The following is an 18,004-nucleotide window of genomic DNA, read 5'->3' on the forward strand; positions in this document are numbered from 1 at the left end:
AGCGTCCCAAAAAGAATATTGCCCACAATAGTATTCTCACAGTTTGCGGGTACATCTTTATGGTTTGCTGGCAATGCGATTTTACCTACTATTCAAAAAAGTTGGGGGCTAGCAACTAACGCCGTAGCGAATATTACTACCGCAGTGATGCTCGGTTTTATACTTGGAACATTTCTATTTGCCTTATTCTCAATTGCCGATCGTTTTAAGCCCAGCAGGGTATTTCTCATGTGTGCCATTTTAGGTGCTATGAGTAATATTGCCATATTGGTTCTTCCACAATCCTTTTTACTCCTTTTAGTATGTCGCTTTTTCACTGGATTCTTCTTGGCAGGTATTTATCCAGTAGGCATGAAAATCGCCTCAGACTGGTATGACGGAAAACTCGGAAAAGCCTTGGGGTACTTGGTGGGTGCCCTAGTTTTGGGCACTGCCTTCCCTCACCTGCTTAACTATTTAGGCACAGGTCTTTCTTGGACATCAGTGCTAATTGGTACTTCCACGCTTGCTATAACTGGTGGGTTATTGATGGTACTCCTGGTGGGTGAAGGCCCAAATCGTAAAATCGGCGGAAAGTTCGAGCCAAGAAAAATCATTGATGTATTTAAGGTCCAAAAGTTCAAATATTCTGCCTTCGGATATTTTGGGCATATGTGGGAGCTATACGCCTTTTGGGCCTTTCTTCCATTTATCTTGAACTACTATAATGAGCAAACGGGTAGTAACTTGAATGTTAGTCTTTGGTCATTCGTGGTCATCGCCATTGGTGCTGTAGGGTGCATTGGAGGGGGATTCTCCTCTATAAAAATTGGTAGTGGCAAAGTCGCCTATCGGTTCCTTCTGATCTCGGGAATTCTCTGTGGACTATCCCCAATTCTTATACATTTACCACCTTTTGTCTTTATCACCATATTGATCGTTTGGGGAATTGCCGTGATCGGGGATTCAGCACAATTTTCAACCCTAAATGCCCAAAATGCACCTGCAGAATTTAAAGGTACAGCGCTGACTATTGTTGTCAGCATAGGTTTCTTACTAACTATTCCAAGCATCCAACTATTAGGGTACTTATCCACGATGATTGACCCAAGTCTGATATTTACCGTCTTACTAATAGGTCCAATTTTCGGGCTTATTTTCACGAGAAAACTCCTCCAAACAAACAATTAATTACTTAGAATAATCAGGGAGGAAGGTCATATAAATTTTATCAAAACCTTTTTTAAAACTTACTGTTGTGAAGCTATAAATATTGCTTCATGATTTCATTCAAGAGCCACTCTGGCATTTACACCCTAGAAACTAAACAAGAACTTGCGATCGGTTTAGAAGAAGCTTGGACGTTTTTTTCGGCTCCGGGAAATTTAGCGAAAATAACCCCTGACCATATGGGATTTAGCATTACTTCAGGTGAAGCTAAGCGAATGTACCCGGGACAAATTATCTCCTACATTGTTTCCCCATTTCCTGGAGTAAAGTCTAATTGGGTAACTGAAATTACGCATGTCAGAGATTTGGAATTCTTCGTGGATGAGCAACGTTTTGGACCATATAGTATGTGGCATCATGAGCACATTTTCGAGCCAACAGAAAAGGGTGTGCTAATGACCGATAAGATATCGTATAAGCTACCTTTTGGCATACTTGGGCGTATGGTTCATCCTATGCTAGTAAAATCTAAACTCAATCAGATTTTCAGCTATAGAAGAAAAATTTTAGATGAGATGTTCCCTGCTTAGTGGCAACTAGATTTAATTGATTTTAGGGATTTCAAATCCGAGCGCTTCAATCTGTCTCCGCTTCATTTTAATCACATTCACCTCCATCGTTATAGGGGTTAAAGGTTTATTAGACTTGTCTTTTTCTACTTTGACCATTTTGTCAACGACATCCATTCCTTTGATTACTTGTCCATAGATCATATAGTCCCCGTCTAAACGAGGAATTCCGTCTTTATTTTGAACGATGTAAAACTGGCAAGCTGCGGATAATTTCCCTGGGTTGTCATCTCTACCAGCACCAAAAGCACCATAAACATGCTTATGACCTGCTTCGAATTCTGGTTCTAATAGATGAACTGAGTAGGCAAAGCCCTCAGGAACATCTGGGCACCCACCTTGAGCTACAAAATTTTCTATCACGCGATTGAAGGTATAATCGCTCCAATACCCCTCTTCTGCCAATTCAATAAAGGCCTTTTTATGTTTAGGCGCATCATCGTATAACCAAACGAGAATTTCTCCCATGGAAGTCTTAATCTGTCCGACTTGATAAGTGTTTTTTTGAGCGTAAGCACTCGATCCCAACAAAAACAGTAGTAAAAATGCCTTCTTCATATTAATCATGTTTGAACTAAACTTATTAAAAACGAAGAGGGAATCATAATCAACCCAATCCGGGTATGACTAATTCAGGGGTTGAATCTTAATTTTTAGTGCTTTTTGAAGCTCATAGATATGTTCCTTTTCACGATCACTGATAAACAAAACTGAGTTTCCTTTCAGACCTGCCCTACCTGTACGTCCACTTCGATGGGTATAGTATTCATTTTGCTGTGGTAATTCATAGTGTAATACAAAACTGAGGCCCTTTACATCGATCCCACGGGCCGCAATATCAGTGGCGACAAGCAAATCAATCTTTTCGCTTTTGAACATTCGCATGACTTTATCTCTATCACGCTGCCCCATATCTCCTTCAATCGCATCTACACTCAAATTTTTAGCTTTCAGTTGCTTTGCCAAAGTACGAGCGGCTCTTTTGGTTTGGCAAAAGATCATACCTCGCTCATTTTCATGATAGGCTAAAAAATGAAGCACTTCAGGCAACTTATCTTTTGATTGGCAAATCAAGTATTCATGAGAAATATTGGCATTTACCCCTGCACTTCTTTCTACTTCGATTCGTTGAGCATCCTTGCTTAAAAATTTGGTGATAATATCTTGAATACCGCCTGAAATGGTAGCCGAAAAAAGCCAAATCTTCTTTTCAAATGGTACAAAGTCCAAGATATGATGCATATCCTGTTTAAAACCCATACTGAGCATTTCATCAGCCTCATCTAACACCACATGCTTCACTTGAGACAAATCGACCGCTTCCCTTTTGATCAAATCCATCAAACGCCCTGGCGTCGCTACTACAATATGTGTAGGCCGTTTTAATCTTTGAATTTGATTACCAATATCTGCCCCACCATATACTGCTTCTACAAAAACTTTGTCGTAGTACTTGGTGAACTTGAAAAGTTGTTTGGCAATTTGCTGACATAATTCTCGTGTTGGTGCCAATATAAGGCCCTGTACTTCTGATTTCGAAGCATCTACTTTTTGCAAAAGAGGGAGCCCAAAGGCAGCAGTTTTACCAGTTCCTGTTTGCGCTTGACCAATAAAATCTTCTCCATCGGCTAGTAAGATGGGAATCGCCGAACGCTGTATATCCGTAGGTTCTACTATATTAAGTTCAGAAAGCCCTTTTATTAGCTTCTTAGAAATACCAAGTTTCGAAAATTCACTCACAAGCATAAGATTAGGCTGCAAAGGTAAACCGAATAGTTTGATATAAACCATTGCATTAATCTTCTAACCTGACTTTCTTGCAAGCCAATAATCATAGCATGCAAATTAAGATTGGAATTATCGCTGTTTCTGACCGAGCTAGCCAAGGTGTTTACGAAGACCTTTCTGGCAAAGCGATCATAGAAACCTTAAATGAATACTTAACTTCTAAATGGGAACCCGTTTATCAGGTCATTCCAGATGAACAGTATTTAATTGAAAGCACCATCAAGCAAATGGCCGATAAAGAAGACTGTTGTTTGATTGTTACCACAGGTGGTACTGGCCCGGCAGTTCGTGATGTTACTCCAGAAGCAACTGAAGCCGTTTCTGATAAAATGATGCCCGGATTTGGCGAATTAATGCGTCAAGTAAGTCTAAAGTACGTTCCGACTGCAATTCTTTCCCGACAGACCGCTGGTATAAGAGGTAAATCCTTGATTGTCAATCTACCCGGAAAGCCTAAATCAATTCGAGAGTGTCTTGATGCTGTTTTTCCAGCTATTCCTTATTGTATAGACCTAATCGAAGGACCATTTTTGACCACGAATCCAGAAGTGTTGTCAGTCTTTAGACCAAAGGCGTAATTATTTTGTAGACGGTAGTATCTTTTTCTATACAGACCGTTTTGTTTGCATTGCTAAAATATTAGCCTACTAATACTAAACTCTAACAAATTACAACGTTGACACTAAAGACCTCGAAAACAAGGTTCCTAAGATCTGTTTTCTTACCCCTGATCCTTCTAGTACTAAGTCACACTAACGCGTTTTCACAGCTTGTTGTCGGTAAAGTTATCCGAGATGGTGGTACACGACCAGTTTCATTTGCAAACATCAAACTTGTTGGTGGAGAGTATGCCAGGAGATCTGTTGGTGTATCTGCAAACGAAGATGGTACTTTTACCCTAGCTGTTAAATACTTCCCATCAGAAGTTGAAGTAAGTGCTGTAGGCTATATCACTAAGAGATTTATACTGACTAATGATAAAGCCACTTGGACTTTGAAGCTTGAAGCAGAGTCTTTCGAATTGGAAGAGTTTGTAATATCAGCTGAAAAAGTGACCGAGGAAGAGTTAAAACTACCTGTTCAAATAGAACGGTTAGATATAGCTGATTTAAAAAGTACACCTTCTTTTAACTTCTACGATGCCGTAGTCAATTTAAAAGGAGTCGACGTGGCTACCCAAAGTATTATCGTAAGTTCTGTCAATGCTAGGGGTTTCAACTCGACGACTAACCTTAGGTTTAAGCAATTCACAGATGGTATCGACACTCAGGCTCCTGGACTCGGTTTTTCTCTTGGCAATATCGTTGGGCCAACTACTCTAGATATTGAAGGTCTAGAGTTAATTCCAGGGCCTACGACCTCTAAATATGGCCCTGGTGCTTTTAATGGCGTTTTATTGATGACCACTAAAAACCCTTTCGATTATCAAGGATTGAGTTTTGAAGCGAAAGGCGCAACTATCGCCACAGAACAATTTGACTCCCAGTTTTTCGCAATCGGAAATACTTTCTTACACGATTTATCGGTACGCTATGCCGATGAAATTGTGAAAGACAAGGTGGCTTTTAAAATCAATGGTTCTAGACTATCTGGATCTGATTTTGCCGCCCAAAACTATGATAATATTGGTCCTGGTGCCATTTTCGAAACAACTCACTCTACAAGAGCTCAAGGAATTAATGGTGTAAATGTTTACGGAGATGACCGTGCTGCGCTAGTTGTGGTACCAAAAGATATTACAATACCTGCTCCAGGTTCAGAACCTTCTTTCCCGATTGCTTCTGAAAGGGATACGCTATTCCAAGCGACCAGACAGGGCTATCAAGAAGGTGACCTAGTGAATTATAACGCTGAAAACATTAAGTTCAGTGGAGCAATACATGTGAAACTAACGCCGGAGACTGAACTAATCGCGGAGTCCTTTTATGGCCGCGCGTCGACCATGATTACAGGTGACGATAGAATTGCGTTAAGAGATTTTGAGATTTATCAGCACAAGCTTGAAGTTAAAAATGAAAACTTTTTTGTACGTGGATACACCACAAGTCAAGATGCTGGTGAAACATTTAATGTAGGTAAAACTGGAGAGAGTATTCTAGAGTTAGCCAAACCAAGTGAAGATTGGTTTAGCCAATACACTAGATTAGTGGCAGCAGGCCGAGGGTTTGCCAATTCGAGACGTTTGGCAGATTCTGGTTTCCCGCAAGGCGAGTTTTTAAATAGATTTGAACCTGGAACAGAGAGGTTTGACTCGATTAGAAACGTCATCATTCAATCTCAGAACCCCGAGTTTGGTTCAGCGATCTTCGATCGTTCAAAGCTTTACCATGCGGAAACAGGTATCAATATTAATAAATGGGACGACTATTTTGAGTCTTTCGAGGTTGGTGCCAACGCAAGACTTTACGATCCAGAATCGAATGGAACAATTTTTACGGATTCCATTGGTAATGACTTAACCAACTTTGAGTACGGTTTTTATCTGGAGGCTACTAGAAAGATCAATGATAAACTTGAAGCCACTTTTTCTGGTCGGGTCGATAAGAATGAGAATTTTAATGTAGTAAGCAGTCAACGCTTGTCATTAGTAAAAGAAATTGGTGAAAGCCAGTTCATTAGAGGCTCACTTCAAACAGGTTTAAGACTACCAAATATTCGAGAGCAATACTTCAACCAAAATCTTGGTGATGTTCGACTAGTCGGTGGTCTGACTGATGTAGTCGACCAATACGACTTGCAGGGTAACGCCTTCTTTATCAACTCATTAGATAAATTCAACGAAGCAGTGCAAGCTGAAGCTAATAACAATGGCAGGTTTGGAAGTGGCCCTCTAGATGTTTCAGCTTTAAGAGCAGAGAACTTTGATCTGTTGAGAGAAGGTATCGTAGATAACGATAGATTTCGAGGAATAAAACCAGAGCGAATTACCAGCTTTGAATTTGGCTACCGAGGCCTTGTAGAAAACAAAAGGCTATTTGAGGTTGTCTATTATATTAACCATTACAACAATTTTATAGGGACTACTAGAGTTGTGAAACCTAGAACAAGCCCTTCTACGGACTTACAACTTGCCATGGAACAAGCATTAAGTCCTGGTAGTAGTGAAAACATATTTGTGAGTGATAATGCACGGAGCAGTGTGATTACTCAAGGTTTGGAGCTTTTATATGATGTGACTAGTGATCAAGGAACCAACTTTTCGATTAATATGACATTTGCGAATATCATAAGCGACAACGACGACCCATTGACACCGGGCTTTAACACCCCTCCTTTCAAGTTGAACATGACGCTTGGTAATGACAAGATTAGCGACAAGCTTGGCGCTGAAATATCTTGGAGGTTCCGATCGGCATTTGAGTGGGAAAGCTCTTTCGTAGATGGTACGGTACCTGGATTCAATACTTTCGATTTTCAGGTTACTTATAGAATACCAAAAATTAAATCCGCATTCCGAATTGGTGGAAACAACGTATTGAACAATCAACAGTTCAACAGTTTTGGCGGTCCAGAAATCACTTCTTATTACTATGTATCTTTTTCTTATGGCTTACAATAAAAACAAGATGACTAAAAACATAAAAAGGCCAACAGTTCTTGTAAAAGGGGTTTTGGCATCACTTCTTCTTCTAAGTGTCGGATGTTCTTATGAAGCTCCTGAGATACCTGAACCAGAAGTTCAAACATTACAAGACGCAGATATTTCAAATACCGTCTTTCTTGGTGGCTCGCTATTCAGTGGTGTTAATAATGGTGTGCTTGTAGAAGACCTTTCTGCACAATCCATACCGCAGATTTTCTTAAACAGTGTAGCCAATAATACCCAACAGGTTGATTTCTCAGCCACATCTAGCAATACAATCGGTTTCAATATTTTCGAAAATGGCCCAAATGTAAATGGTATCGTTGGACCATATCAACTGACTTTTCCTCCTGGTGCGGATACCACCTTCTTTCAGGAATTTGTGAATGGTCAGGCATTTGCCTACGCACCAGTGAATACTGAGATTAAGAATTACTCTTTTCCAAAAGCCCAAGTACTTGATTTTACACAAGCCTCAAGGACTGAAAATACGTTTATTAATAGTTACTTAAACGCAGGTGCTCAAGCACCTTTGGCACAAATAGCTGGCTCACAACCAAGTTTCTTTGTCCTTAATTTAGGCTACGAAGACTTATTAGGGTATTCCGTTACAGGTGCTGAAGGAAATGAAGATCAGGCTGATGCAACGGCTCACGCATACGGAGATATACTAAATACAGCGGTATTCGAATCTAATTTAACGGCCGTCGTGGATGCATTATTAGCCAATCCGAATGCAAAAGGAGCTTTGTTAAACATTCCAGACTTCCTAAAATTTCCATTTTTCACGGAAACTGAGTTTGATATCACCCCTTATGTAATAGGCTTACAAACTAAGCTTTCAAATATGAGGAGTGCAGCAAGTGACTACAACGATGTACTTGAAACATATTATGAACAAAACCCAGGATTTCCGTTTGCGGATAGAAGACCAATATTAACCTACCCTGGTGACTCCCCTTTCACTTGGGGAATCCAGGTAGAAGACAGAGACCTTCATGATGTGGTTGTGAATGGTGAGCCATTAAAAAAAGTGCGTCAGGCGGTAAGAGATGAATTGATTTACTATCGTCATGAGCAGTTTCTAACTAGTACCATTGGCAACTTACCAGAAAACGCTGTACCTGAGTCCCAGTATATTAAATTAGCCGAAATAGATATTATTCGTGCCAAAATTGCCGAGTACAACCAGGCGATTCAGCAAGTAGCTGCAGCTTCTAACGGAAGACTTGTGGTAGTAGATATTTACAGTTACTTCGAGGAACTTTATACTGGTTTCAATCAGTTCTTAGACGTTCCTGCAGAAGGTACAACAATAGAAGGTGTTCAATTCTTACCGATCGTAGGCGAATTCGGAATCTTTTCAGCAGATGCACTAAATCTGAACCAGAGAGGAAATGCACTGATCGTCAATCAAATCGTAGATGCACTAAACTTAAACTTCAATGGTAACCTAAGTCGGGTAAACCCAAATGATTTTGCTGGTACACCGATAAACATTGCAGGCAACTAATGAGTTAAAAAAGATAAACATGCACTATTCTCTGTTTTGAATAGTGTTATATGGGGTTTCGGTTGTTAAATAATTGACCTCAGTGATTAACTAAACAAATTCGACATTGTATAAACGTAGCAACCTTCGTGCATTCATCCTGTCACTAGGATTGCTCGTCTTAATACTAGGACAAGTCTTTGGCCAAACAACTCAAGCGCTGAAGGGACGAATTATCAGTAAAGGTACAAGAAAGGTTATCCCCTATGCCTCGGTTAGTATCCCATCCTTAAGCACCAAAAAAAGAAAAGTTGGTGTTTCATCTGATCAAAACGGCGAGTTCCAGTTAGTGCTAACACTAGATTTATTACCAATTGAAATTGAGTTCTCCGCCATTGGATACAAGAGTAAAAGAGTCAACCTGACCAAAATCGTTGACTTTCTGATCATGGAGCTCGAAGAACAAGTCTTTGAACTTGATGAATTTGTATTATCGTCTAAAAAAATTGAAGAAGAGGAACTCAAGTCGCCTATACAGATAGAAAAGCTAGAATTGGCAGCCATTAGAAATACAGCATCGTTCAATTTTACGGATGCCGTGATGAATATGAAAGGGGTCGATGTTGCTACTCAAAGTATCATCATTAATACGGTGAACGCCCGTGGTTTCAACTCATCTACCAACCAGCGCTTTAAACAGTTTACCGATGGTATGGATAGTCAAGCACCTGGCTTGGGTTTTTCCCTAGGTAATGTAGTTGGTGCTACCACATTGGATGTAGAATCTTTGGAGTTAATTCCCGGTCCTACCACCGCTAGATTTGGTCAAGGAATTTTTAATGGGGTATTAGATGTACGGACCAAAAGTCCATTCGAATATGAAGGCCTAAGCCTTGAAGCCAAAGGTGCGTCCATCAGGACTGAGCAATTCGACCCTAAATTCTTTACGTTTGGTAACAGCTTTATCCAAGAACTATCGGCTCGTTATGCAAAAGCCGTCATTAAAGACAAGGTAGCCTTCAAAGTCAATGCGTCTAGATTAGAAGGAGAAGATTTTCGGGCGAGAAACTTTACAAATATTGGTCCTGGTTTTCCATGGGAAACAGAACATTACATAGATAATCAAGGCGTAAACGGTGTAAACGTTTATGGTGACGATCGAGCGGCTTTTTTAATTCTTCCAAGAGCGGCCGGCTCAGATAGAGATTCTGTTTTTGCGGTCACCAGATCGGGTTATCAGGAAGGAGACCTAGTAGATTATAACGCCGAAAGTGTGAAGTTAAACGGCGCACTTCATGTGAAGCTGAATCCTGAAACCGAAGTGATCCTAGCGGGATTTTATGGTAAAGCTTCTACTATGATCACCACAAATGATCGAATTGCACTGAGAGACTTTGAGATATCTCAGTACAAAGCAGAAATAAAAGGAAAGAATTTCATGGTTCGTGGTTATACCGTCGGACAAAATTCTGGAGACTCCTTTAATGTCGGCCTCCTTGGTGAAACCTTGGTTCAAACAGCCAAACCAGATGACTTCTGGTTTAATCAATTTGGAAATTTATGGAAGTTTGGTGGACTCAGAGTTGCTGGCCGAGGCGATGCAGTGAGGGCAATAGCCAACACGGGAGCTCCTGGAAACCAATTTGACAGCCGATATGAACCTGGGACACCTGTTTTTGACTCTTTGCGAACAGCTATTATCACATCTCAACAACCGGGTTTCGGTGCAGCTATTTATGACCGATCAAGGGCTTATTACGGAGATGCGGAATTCAAGATCAACAAATGGGATGACTTTTTTAAAGACCTGATTGTTGGAGCGAATGTCAGGCAGTATGATCCACAGTCAAATGGTACCATATTCGCCGATAGCGAGGATAATGACATCACCAATTACGAATACGGTTTTTATACGGAGGCTACTAAGAAAATGAGCGATAAAGTGGAGCTTTCGGCTTCAATAAGGGTAGATAAAAACGAAAATTTCAACTTTGTTTCTAGCCAAAGATTCTCATTTGTAAAAGAGTATAAGAAAAACAATTTCTTTAGAGCATCTATCCAAAGAGGACTTAGGTTGCCAAATATTCAAGAACAGTTTTTAGATCAGAATTTAGGAGAAACCAGATTGATTGGTGGTTTACGGCAGGTAGTCGACCCATATGATTTACCGAATAATGCAATTTTCCAGAGATCAATAGAAGAATTCAATCAGGCGGTGGCAGATGATGTCAATGACAAATTAGTTCTAAATGAACAAATCATCGACGAGAGGTTTTTCCAAATAGACCTTCCAGCGATTCGCCGTGATAATCATGACATTATCGAAAGTGGAATCGTAGATGCAAGTCGTTTTAATGGGATAAAACCAGAGCGAGTTACTAGTATCGAAATCGGTTATAGAAGTTTAGTCGAGGACAAACGAGTCTTCGAAATCCTCTACTATCGTAACTATTACAACAATTTTATTGGTAACACTCGGGTGATTAAACCTAGAACAAGCCCTTCTACAGATATAACATTGGCTACCGAGCAAGCACTTAACCCAGGTCAAAGTGAGCTTTTCTTCATTACTGATAACTCTGACGGTTTGATCGTAACAGAGGGTCTCGAGATGATGTATGATGTAACGAGTGATGGAGGAACTAACTTCGGCGTTAATGTTACCTATGCAAACATTAGCCAAGATTCTGATGACCCGCTAACACCTAACTTCAACACCCCTCCTTTCAAACTGAACTTTACTGTCGGACACAGAAAGCTGGGAAGACACCTAGCGGCACAATTATCATGGAGATTTAGGTCTGAATTTGAATGGGAAAGTCCATTCCTTGACGGAACCATTCCTGACTATCACACTTTGGACTTCCAAATTACTTACAAACTACCTGACCTCAATTCTGCCTTCAGAATAGGTGGTAATAACGTACTGAATAGAGAGCAATTCAACAATTTTGGAGGTGCTGAGATCAGCTCATACTATTATATCTCATTCACATTTAACAACCTCTAATTCTGCTGCGAATCGGGAACCCAAGTAGGTTCTCCATATTGGTAGTCTCCTGAAGTGATTTTTGTAAACTTACCATCGGCAATATCGATTGTATAAATCTGTTCACCATCGTTTTCAGTACTCCCGTGAAAAGCAATCTTTTCCCCGCTGAGAGACCAAGATAATTCTAGTTCCGCATAAGGTGTTTTAGTCAGTTGGTTTAAGTTAGAACCGTCTTTATCTATAATGTAAATATCTGGCTGGCTATTAGCCTCTGATTTTCGCATGGTAAAGGCTATTTTCTTACTATCCGGTGACCAAGTGCTGTACTGTTCGACCATGTCATTATCAGTCAATTGACCTATTTCAAGGCTATTCAAATCCACGACATAAAGCTCCGTTTTACCACTATAATTAGAAACATAAGCCATTTTTTTACCATCTGGTGACAATGAAAAAGGACCATTTAAACCCAAACCAATAGTCAATTGACTTCTGTTACTTCCATCTAAATCGGACCGCCAGATATGCCGACTGCCATCCCTTAACCTCGTATAGAATAGCCCCTTGCCATCGGCGCTAATCATAGGTGTATCAAAACCAAAATTTTTGAAAAACTGAACCGATTTTGTGTTTGGGTCAAAGGCCTTCATTTGAAACTTACCCTTACTATCATTGGAATAGTAGATGAGCCTATCCAAACCCTTGTTCCATTGCGGATTCCAATTCGGGCCAGGGCGATCGACCAGCTTCCTCTCCCATTTACCTAGAATATCAGATTTAAATAAACCTTTCTCACCGTTTTCAGATTTTACATAAACAATCACTTCACTCCCATTAAAGGTATCTTTCGGTGAGCAAGAGACAATGAGAATGAATGAACTGATGTAAATAAGGTTGCGCATAAATTGACGAGCTTCTTTGTATAGTTCTAAGGTAGCAACGAAAGGGCACAAAATCCTGCCATATCAATTACTGAAAGAGAACTAAATCAATATATTACATGTTGGTACATAAAATATAGACAATGGCACCTTCTATCAAATCAATTGAAAAGCTAAATTTTCCATGGCAAACACAAGATCCGTTTCTTTTTTGTGCCTTCCATAATGATCACTATCCTAAAGGAAATGGGTCTCTTGGACCTACCGATGACTTGTCTGGAAGACAAATTGGTAGCGACTTTAGCGGAAAAGACGGTTGGAGTATGTATCATGGGCAAGACGTCCCTGGTTTTCCAGCGCATCCGCACAAAGGCTTCGAAACAATCACGATTGCAGAACGCGGCTTGGTAGATCACTCAGATTCTTTAGGTGCTGCTGGCCGATTTGGAAATGGTGATGTTCAGTGGATGACTGCAGGTGGTGGAGTTCAGCACTCCGAAATGTTTCCGCTTTTGGATGATACAAAGGACAATCCATTATTACTTTTTCAAATTTGGTTGAATTTACCCAAAGCCAGTAAGCATGTACCGGCCCATTTCTCTATGTTATGGAGAGAAGACATACCAACAGTTAGCCACACAGATCAAAATGGTAGAGTCACACATATAAAGGTTATTAGCGGTATGTTAGGGGATGTTTCTAGCCCAAGTCCCGCGCCTGATTCTTTTGCTGCGGATTCGGATAATGAAATTGCAGTTTGGCTTATTGAAATGGAAGCTGAAGCAATATGGGAATTGCCAATCGCTTCTTCTGAAGCCAATAGAAGTTTATATATGTATGAAGGGCATGATATTTCCGTTGAAAACCAACAAATGGTCAAAGGTGAAATGAGCAAACTAAAGGCTGATGAAAAAACGGTCTTAGTCAACGGGCCTGAAAAATCTAGATTTTTATTCCTTCAAGGCAAACCGATAGGAGAACCCGTAGCTCAATATGGTCCATTTGTAATGAATAAGAATAGTGAGATTCAAGAGGCTGTCCAACAATTTCAAAGGACTCAATTCGGGGGCTGGCCATGGCCTAGCCCTGCGCATACCCACGATCCGGCCCGTGGCCGTTTTGCCATACATGCCGATGGTCGCGAAGAGATTAAAGAAGGTTAAGCGATACAGCGTGAGATTGGTTACGTTAGACAGCCTCAAGTTCCATTCACATAGTTCTTTCATACTTAGATGCTGTAATTAAGTATATATAGGTTAAAACCACTATCATAATGAGGAAGGACGACATTGAACTAGGCATACCTAAATGGCAGCTAGGTATTTTATTACTGTTTAGCGCAATACTTTTATTGCTGGGTACAGTTTTTCAAGGGTTATGGAGCGATTTCACTTTACTATTCGTTATTACTGGCTTAGTCCTTTTTATACCAGCCTATCTAATTATTGGAGCGGATATAGCTGCTAGACCAATTACTCATAGGTGGGCTGTTTTCATGTTTACGCTACCGATAATTGCTCCATTCGTATACTTTATATTTCGGGAAAGACTGAAACCTGTAGTGGCAGAAGTCATTTAACAAAGTCTAAACTTGCTATTAAATACAAAAAAGGCCTTCAATATTTAAAATATTGAAGGCCTTTCTTTTTAACAGCCATTACCTACGCTTTAGCTCTCCAAGCTACTTGTTTCGCAGTTTCTCCAACCGTTACAATAAGTCTCGTCGGACCAGGCACTAATACAATTCTGACTTCCTGATCAGGAAAATCATCAACTTCTACAGGAACACCTTCGCCATAAGCAATGTCATAGCTGTAGCGCCCTTTATGATCCTTTTGGTTACGGATATAGTTTTTGGCAAAATAAGCGCTCGGGAGTAGGACATCATTATCAGGACAAAACTCATCGTGAACGTCAGCGATTGCTTCTTCTAAATCTTGACCAAATTCCTCTAAGAAAGCATCTTCTAAATCGTGAAGTTCCTCTTCCAAATCGTCATAACGCTCATCACTATAATCTAACTCGTCTAACTCATTTATTTTGTCAGCGATAAGGGCAAAATCAAGGTTCAATTTCTCTATATCCATCTAATTCTGTATTTGTCACAAAGAACTTTAGTTCAAATAAAACATACAAGATAAATCGGCAAAAGGTAGTTTATTTTTGACAATTGGCTGAATTGTTTTTGCGGCTACCATAAGCCACTTATTTTTGCTCTTGAAAATTGAATACTATTTTCCGATCGTATTTATTTTTTGATTTTGTAAACTTGAGAATGCTCCGATTGATGAGCAATGAATTTTACCTCATGATTGATCCACAGACACAGGAAAAAGTTGATTTATGGCTTAATGGCCCTATTGATGAAGAAAGCAAGGACCTAATCAAGGCAATGCCTGAAAAGGAACTCATCGACTCTTTCTACAAAGATTTAGAATTCGGTACAGGTGGTTTGCGCGGAATCATGGGCCCAGGTTCAAATAGAATCAACAAATACACGATCGGCATGGCTACTCAAGGTCTTGCGAACTACTTGTTAAAGTCATTTCCGAACGAAAAAATCAAAGTAGCCATAGCTTACGATAGTCGGAATAATAGCAAGTTCTTTGCAGAAACCACCGCGGCAGTTTTTTCTGCCAATAACATCTTTGTTTACCTATTCGAAGCGCTGCGCCCTACGCCGGAATTGTCCTTCGCCATCAGGGAACTAGGTTGCAAAAGTGGTGTTGTGCTTACTGCCTCTCACAACCCCAAAGAATATAATGGTTACAAGGCCTATTGGGAAGATGGTGCGCAAGTAATTGCTCCACACGACAAGAATGTCATCAAGGAAGTGCAGGCGATTGAAGGAATTGGTGCAGTTAAGTTTGAAAAAGACGAGGATAACATTCAACACATCGGTAAAGAAATTGATGAAAAATTTATCGAAGCTATTCTTGGTTTGACATTGGCCAAAGATGTTATTGATCGTCAGTCCGACCTTAAAATAGTCTTCTCTCCTATTCATGGCACTTCAATTACATTAGTTCCTGAAGTACTAGAAAGAAAGGGTTTCAAAAACGTAACAATTGTAGAAGAACAGGCCACTCCAGATGGTAATTTCCCGACAGTGGTATACCCAAACCCTGAGGAGCAAGAAGCCATGTCGATGGCTTTAAGAAAGGCGGAAGCGATAGATGCTCATCTCGTTATGGCCACTGACCCAGATGCAGACCGAGTCGGAATTGCGGCAAAAAATGCGAATGGGGAATTTGAATTAATCAACGGGAACCAAGCTGCTACCCTGCTGATCTATTATTTGCTTGTAAAGTGGAAAGAGAACGATAAACTGGATGGTAATCAAATGATTATCAAGACGATCGTGACATCTGACCTGTTGGACAAAATAGCGGAAGACTTCAAAGTAGATTGCCCAAGTACACTCACTGGTTTCAAATTTATTGCAGCGTTGATTAAAGAATTAGAGGGCAAAAAAGAGTTCATTGGTGGTGGCGAAGAAAGCTATGGCTATATGATAAGCGACTTTGTAAGGGACAAAGACGCTGTTGCCTCTTGCGCCATGCTCGCAGAAATGTCGGCCTGGGCCAAAGATCAGGGACTTTCTGTATTCGATCTCCTAGCCGATATCTATACGAAATACGGTTTTTACCTTGAAACGCTCATTTCTATGACCAAAAAGGGAAAAGAGGGTGCCGAAGAAATACAGCAAATGATGGCCAATTTCAGGTCAAATCCACCAAAAAGCATTGCCGGTAGTCAAGTCAGCAGGATTTGCGATTATCAAACCTCTCAAGAGCAGAATTTGGAAACTGGAGAAACATCTCCTATAGACCTTCCAAAATCTAACGTATTACAGTTTATCCTTGCAGATGGTGCCAAAATATCTGCACGACCTTCTGGTACAGAACCAAAAATCAAGTTCTATATCAGTGTCAATGAACCATTAGCTTCGAAAGAAGCTTATGATGAAACAAAGGCTAAGCTTGAGTCTAAAATTGAGGCCATAAAATCTGATCTACAACTATGAATGTAAGCACACAAGCACTTCACGATCTTTTTGAGCGAGATTTAGATCTTGTTCTATCTGAACTTAAGAGTTATAAAAAAGAGGAAAACCTCTGGAGGGTGAATGGTGATGTTCTTAACTCTGGTGGAAACCTAGTTTTACACATTTGTGGTAATCTGAGGCACTTTATTGGTTCTATGCTCGGAGGGTCAGGGTATATCAGACAAAGGGATGACGAATTTGGCTTAAAGCATGTCAAGAAATCTGAAATGATCAGTGAAATAAAGGCTACAAAAAAGATTGTTTTAGAAACGCTTTCTAATTTGACCAATAGTGAATTAGAAGCTAATTTTCCCGTGAATGTTTTTGGGAAAGAAATGACCACTAGCTATTTCATTCATCACTTATACGGACACCTAAATTACCATTTAGGACAATTGAATTATCACCGCAGGTTACTAGATAGCTAATGACCGAGTTTGAAGAAAACGTCTCCTTAAAACCATACAACACTTTCGGACTACAAGCTTGTGCGCGGAAATTTCGGATATTCAAGACTGTAGTTGATCTTCAAAATACATTATCTCAAATAGGCACTTCTCCCCTTTTAGTTCTAGGCGGTGGCAGTAACATTCTTTTAACCAAAGATTTCGATGGTATTGTACTCAAAAATGAACTTCAAGGGATCGAAGTGCTTGAAGAAACTGCGGATCATATCTTCGTAAAAGTAGCTGCGGGGGAAGAATGGCATGGTTTCGTACTGGAATGCATCAATAATAATTGGGCTGGGGTTGAAAATCTATCTCTTATCCCAGGAACAGTAGGTGCCGCTCCCATGCAGAATATTGGTGCGTACGGTGTGGAAATTCGCCAAGTTTTTGAGTCTTTAGAAGCGGTGGAAATCGCCACTGGAACAATTAGAAGTTTCTCGAATGAGGAGTGCGAGTTTGGTTACCGCGAAAGCGTATTTAAGAAAGCCCTTAAAGGTAAATTCATCATTACCTCGGTTCTTTTTAAGTTGAATAAAGTGCCAAAGTACAATGTCTCTTATGGTGCTATTCAAAATACGCTAGAGGAAATGGGCGTCACTCAACTGAGTTTAAAGTCAGTTAGCGACGCCGTAATTCACATCAGGCAGAGTAAGCTACCAGACCCTAAAGAAATTGGTAATGCTGGTAGTTTTTTCAAGAACCCTGAAGTAGATAAGATTGATTATGAGGGCTTGAAAGCGATGTTTCCAGCTATACCGAGTTATGAGTTACCCAACGACATTTTCAAAATTCCGGCAGCGTGGTTAATAGAACAAGCGGGCTGGAAAGGCAAAACCTTTGGTGAAATTGGTGTTCATAAAAAACAACCGCTCGTTTTGGTAAATTATGGTGCTGGAAACGGCAACGACCTCAAGAATTTGGCCTTCGAAATCCAAGAATCGGTGAGTGATAAGTTCGGAATTCTACTCACACCAGAAGTAAATATTATCTGAG

General features: G+C 40.2%; 15 protein-coding genes. 11 read left to right on the forward strand and 4 right to left on the reverse strand.

What is annotated here, in order from left to right:
• The first annotated feature begins 18 nt into the window (after positions 1–18).
• On the forward strand, positions 19–1,170 hold the full coding sequence (locus BFP71_RS15805) for an MFS transporter (RefSeq protein WP_245701858.1): 1,152 nt from the start codon (positions 19–21) through the stop codon (positions 1,168–1,170).
• 89 nt (positions 1,171–1,259) lie between these two features.
• The gene (locus tag BFP71_RS15810; protein WP_069836408.1) at positions 1,260–1,739 is read left to right on the forward strand and encodes an SRPBCC family protein; all 480 of its coding nucleotides are present in this window, start codon (positions 1,260–1,262) and stop codon (positions 1,737–1,739) included.
• A 12-nt stretch (positions 1,740–1,751) separates the two neighbouring features.
• On the opposite strand, the gene BFP71_RS15815 is transcribed toward BFP71_RS15810, so the two are convergent.
• A complete protein-coding gene (locus BFP71_RS15815; RefSeq protein ID WP_069837115.1) occupies positions 1,752–2,336 on the reverse strand; it encodes a peptidylprolyl isomerase in 585 nt (194 codons plus the stop codon).
• A gap of 69 nt (positions 2,337–2,405) precedes the next feature.
• Positions 2,406–3,518 (reverse strand): DEAD/DEAH box helicase, encoded by a 1,113-nt coding sequence (locus BFP71_RS15820; RefSeq protein WP_222843492.1) that lies wholly within the window; start codon positions 3,516–3,518, stop codon positions 2,406–2,408.
• Between the two features lie 98 nt (positions 3,519–3,616).
• Here BFP71_RS15820 and mog point away from each other — a divergent pair, with 98 nt between their 5' ends.
• The 4 genes from mog to BFP71_RS15840 all read left to right on the forward strand — a co-directional run bounded on the left by mog (position 3,617) and on the right by BFP71_RS15840 (position 11,651).
• Positions 3,617–4,144: a molybdopterin adenylyltransferase gene (mog, locus tag BFP71_RS15825; protein ID WP_069836409.1), complete on the forward strand. Its 528-nt coding sequence runs from the start codon at positions 3,617–3,619 to the stop codon at positions 4,142–4,144.
• Positions 4,145–4,242: 98 nt separating this feature from the next.
• Positions 4,243–7,125: a TonB-dependent receptor gene (locus BFP71_RS15830; protein WP_069836410.1), complete on the forward strand. Its 2,883-nt coding sequence runs from the start codon at positions 4,243–4,245 to the stop codon at positions 7,123–7,125.
• Between the two features lie 7 nt (positions 7,126–7,132).
• A complete protein-coding gene (locus BFP71_RS15835; RefSeq protein ID WP_141719785.1) occupies positions 7,133–8,662 on the forward strand; it encodes a hypothetical protein in 1,530 nt (509 codons plus the stop codon).
• Positions 8,663–8,768: 106 nt separating this feature from the next.
• On the forward strand, positions 8,769–11,651 hold the full coding sequence (locus tag BFP71_RS15840) for a carboxypeptidase-like regulatory domain-containing protein (RefSeq protein WP_069836412.1): 2,883 nt from the start codon (positions 8,769–8,771) through the stop codon (positions 11,649–11,651).
• Here BFP71_RS15840 and BFP71_RS15845 read toward each other — a convergent pair.
• On the reverse strand, positions 11,648–12,535 hold the full coding sequence (locus BFP71_RS15845; protein WP_069836413.1) for a TolB family protein: 888 nt from the start codon (positions 12,533–12,535) through the stop codon (positions 11,648–11,650). The two genes, BFP71_RS15840 and BFP71_RS15845, sit on opposite strands and share 4 nt — an antisense overlap.
• 122 nt (positions 12,536–12,657) lie before the next feature.
• Between BFP71_RS15845 and BFP71_RS15850 the strand changes: the two genes are divergently transcribed.
• Together BFP71_RS15850 and BFP71_RS15855 are read left to right on the forward strand one after the other, a co-directional pair.
• Entirely contained in the window at positions 12,658–13,677 is a 1,020-nt protein-coding gene (locus BFP71_RS15850; protein WP_069836414.1) for a pirin family protein, read from the forward strand.
• Positions 13,678–13,787: 110 nt separating this feature from the next.
• Positions 13,788–14,093, forward strand: a complete 306-nt coding sequence (locus tag BFP71_RS15855) for a hypothetical protein (protein WP_069836415.1) — start codon at positions 13,788–13,790, stop codon at positions 14,091–14,093.
• 82 nt (positions 14,094–14,175) lie between these two features.
• Here the strand turns inward: BFP71_RS15855 and BFP71_RS15860 are convergent, their stop codons facing one another.
• On the reverse strand, positions 14,176–14,601 hold the full coding sequence (locus BFP71_RS15860; RefSeq protein ID WP_069836416.1) for a hypothetical protein: 426 nt from the start codon (positions 14,599–14,601) through the stop codon (positions 14,176–14,178).
• Positions 14,602–14,822: 221 nt separating this feature from the next.
• Between BFP71_RS15860 and BFP71_RS15865 the strand changes: the two genes are divergently transcribed.
• Genes BFP71_RS15865 through murB form a run of 3 tightly spaced genes read left to right on the forward strand, consistent with a single transcriptional unit; the run spans position 14,823 to position 18,003 of the window.
• Positions 14,823–16,541, forward strand: a complete 1,719-nt coding sequence (locus BFP71_RS15865) for a phospho-sugar mutase (protein WP_069837117.1) — start codon at positions 14,823–14,825, stop codon at positions 16,539–16,541.
• Positions 16,538–16,990, forward strand: coding sequence for a DinB family protein (locus tag BFP71_RS15870; protein ID WP_069836417.1), 453 nt, complete (start codon positions 16,538–16,540; stop codon positions 16,988–16,990). Before BFP71_RS15865 ends, BFP71_RS15870 begins: the two co-directional genes overlap by 4 nt.
• Complete coding sequence (gene murB / locus BFP71_RS15875; RefSeq protein ID WP_069836418.1) at positions 16,990–18,003, forward strand: UDP-N-acetylmuramate dehydrogenase; 1,014 nt, start codon at positions 16,990–16,992, stop codon at positions 18,001–18,003. The genes BFP71_RS15870 and murB overlap by 1 nt, the downstream gene beginning before the upstream one ends.
• Position 18,004: the final 1 nt, after the last annotated feature.

Origin of the sequence: Roseivirga misakiensis (genome assembly GCF_001747105.1) — a bacterium.
Classification (GTDB): Bacteria; Bacteroidota; Bacteroidia; order Cytophagales; family Cyclobacteriaceae; genus Roseivirga; species Roseivirga misakiensis.

Coding starts and splice junctions, on each gene's coding strand:
- BFP71_RS15810 (WP_069836408.1), top strand. CDS start 1,260: ATGATTTCATTCAAGAGCCACTCTGGCATTTACACCCTAGAAACTAAA.
- BFP71_RS15815 (WP_069837115.1), bottom strand. CDS start 2,336: ATGAAGAAGGCATTTTTACTACTGTTTTTGTTGGGATCGAGTGCTTAC.
- mog (WP_069836409.1), top strand. CDS start 3,617: ATGCAAATTAAGATTGGAATTATCGCTGTTTCTGACCGAGCTAGCCAA.
- BFP71_RS15835 (WP_141719785.1), top strand. CDS start 7,133: ATGACTAAAAACATAAAAAGGCCAACAGTTCTTGTAAAAGGGGTTTTG.
- BFP71_RS15845 (WP_069836413.1), bottom strand. CDS start 12,535: ATGCGCAACCTTATTTACATCAGTTCATTCATTCTCATTGTCTCTTGC.
- BFP71_RS15850 (WP_069836414.1), top strand. CDS start 12,658: ATGGCACCTTCTATCAAATCAATTGAAAAGCTAAATTTTCCATGGCAA.
- BFP71_RS15855 (WP_069836415.1), top strand. CDS start 13,788: ATGAGGAAGGACGACATTGAACTAGGCATACCTAAATGGCAGCTAGGT.
- BFP71_RS15860 (WP_069836416.1), bottom strand. CDS start 14,601: ATGGATATAGAGAAATTGAACCTTGATTTTGCCCTTATCGCTGACAAA.
- BFP71_RS15865 (WP_069837117.1), top strand. CDS start 14,823: ATGATTGATCCACAGACACAGGAAAAAGTTGATTTATGGCTTAATGGC.
- BFP71_RS15870 (WP_069836417.1), top strand. CDS start 16,538: ATGAATGTAAGCACACAAGCACTTCACGATCTTTTTGAGCGAGATTTA.
- murB (WP_069836418.1), top strand. CDS start 16,990: ATGACCGAGTTTGAAGAAAACGTCTCCTTAAAACCATACAACACTTTC.